Below are 1,862 nucleotides of genomic sequence, written 5' to 3'. Positions count from 1 at the left end.
TATGCGTGGTGACTCCTGTTTTGTAGCCTTCGTTATATTAACATGGAATATATCAAATTACAAAGTGAAATTTTAGAAAAATTTTATTAGTACATTTTATCTGAAATAGAAATGCTATTTATTTGAGTATTTTGGTACTTACTCGTATAAAACTTTGTTAGAAAAAGACTTTAAAATTTACATGTTTTTTATGAAGTGTAATATTGTAGCTTTATCTATGTGGCTTTCTCAATAACTATTAAGGCGAAAAGTTAAAATATATAGGTTTATAGATATGAATTATTACATAAAAACGCACTTAAAAAAGGATGTATGATGGTAATAGAATACAAACATCAAGGGGGAACTTAAAATGAAGTTAAATAAACTAGTGCTTAGTTGTGGAGTAGTTTCAGCATTAACACTTGGTGTGTTAGGGAATAATACTTATGCTGAAGAAGTACACAAAACGAATGATCCAATTCATGTAGTTGAACATGTTTCTGCAGACTTATTATTAACCCAAACAATGAATTATAGTGGCGAGGCTGTAACTTCTTTCGTATATGATGGGAGTACTGACTTAAGCTTCTCTATGAAAAATAATGGTCAAAATACAATGGGATATAGTGTAAAAGGTCCAAATACAGAGCTAATTGTTGGTGGTTATATAAAACCTGGAGAACAACAAATTAATGTTACAAATGTACGGAATGCTTTATCTCCATTACCGAATGGAACATATAAAATTTACGTTTCAAATGATGATGGTTCTAAGGGGCAATTCCAAGTTTCAGTAAGATCTATGAATTAAATTTAAAACGCTTTGTTTTTAAGTTAATTTAATCTTTGCTTATTGGAAAGAAGCTAAAATGAATTGAGAATTACCGATAAAAATGAAAACGAGCACCTTATCTAGTTGTGAGAGGGTGTTCGTTTTTTGCTATTAAACAGAAAATAATTATAAATATATTTTGATATCCCCATTGCTAACCTACTAGATTGTGTCAACGAGAGAATGTCTACTATAAAAGATATTAAAATAAAGATGATGTAACATTCCGCTAAATTATATGGGGAAATAGAAAAACCACCCTTATATGAGTGGTTTTTAGTAATTATTTTTAGGTTATACATTTAAAATTAGGCTAAGTTATAGAAATAATAAACATTTAATCCGTTGTTATTATTTTGGTTCTGGATAATGATTGTAGTATGAGATTCTAATAAATTCTTGGTAGACATTTGTTAATTTGGCATCTCTAAGAGCATCGTTGAATTTTTGCATACGTACACTCCCTTGAGCGTAGCCTCCACCTGGAGTATAAGGGTTTCTAGCTTCAAAGTCATCCAAAAATACTTTTAATTTTTTATAGTCTTGAGATTGATAGAAAGCCACGGCCTCTTCAGGAGTGACATCAAAGTAAGAGGATGACGTTGAGTTATAAGAAGCTGCTTGAGCAGTAGGTGCCTCTAGCATAGTTGCAGCTCCACCGAACATAGTAAGCGCCATAGAAGATACAATAATTTTTTTAAACATAATAAAACCTCCATGTAGAATATTAGATTAATAGTAATCCTGTAATCATTATAGTTACAATGAAAAAGATTATCAAATGCAATATTGCATAATATATCCCGTTATTTTTGGGCAGTAAGACTCCCGCCCAAAAATTCAATGAAAGCAAAGAAGTTAGGTGGGAATCGGGCGGATTAAAGTTTCGCTTTATTATTTGAACGAGAAGTCACCTTTATATTTAAATGGAGGAGTGTAATAGATTAAAAGAGGTGTATAAATTACTCAGGTTAACAAGAAAATGAAAAGGCTATTTTTAATAGGGGAAAGCTTAATAACTGGAGTAAAGGAATTGCTATTTATATAT

General features: G+C 30.7%; 2 protein-coding genes. One reads left to right on the top strand and one right to left on the bottom strand.

Going from position 1 to position 1,862, the window contains the following annotated elements; all coding sequences use genetic code 11:
* The first annotated feature begins 352 nt into the window (after window positions 1-352).
* Entirely contained in the window at window positions 353-793 is a 441-nt protein-coding gene (locus ABWK52_RS21100; RefSeq protein ID WP_000773525.1) for a hypothetical protein, read from the top strand.
* A gap of 372 nt (window positions 794-1,165) precedes the next feature.
* Here ABWK52_RS21100 and ABWK52_RS21095 read toward each other — a convergent pair whose 3' ends face one another.
* The gene (locus tag ABWK52_RS21095; protein WP_000473483.1) at window positions 1,166-1,519 is read right to left on the bottom strand and encodes a hypothetical protein; all 354 of its coding nucleotides are present in this window, start codon (window positions 1,517-1,519) and stop codon (window positions 1,166-1,168) included.
* Between the last annotated feature and the right edge of the window lie 343 nt (window positions 1,520-1,862).

The sequence above is a fragment of the Bacillus sp. AP50 genome (assembly GCF_040492675.1).
Taxonomy (GTDB): domain Bacteria; phylum Bacillota; class Bacilli; order Bacillales; family Bacillaceae_G; genus Bacillus_A; species Bacillus_A cereus.
The sequence above is the reverse complement of the archived record's forward strand: the minus strand, read 5'-3'. Positions and strand labels throughout refer to the sequence as shown.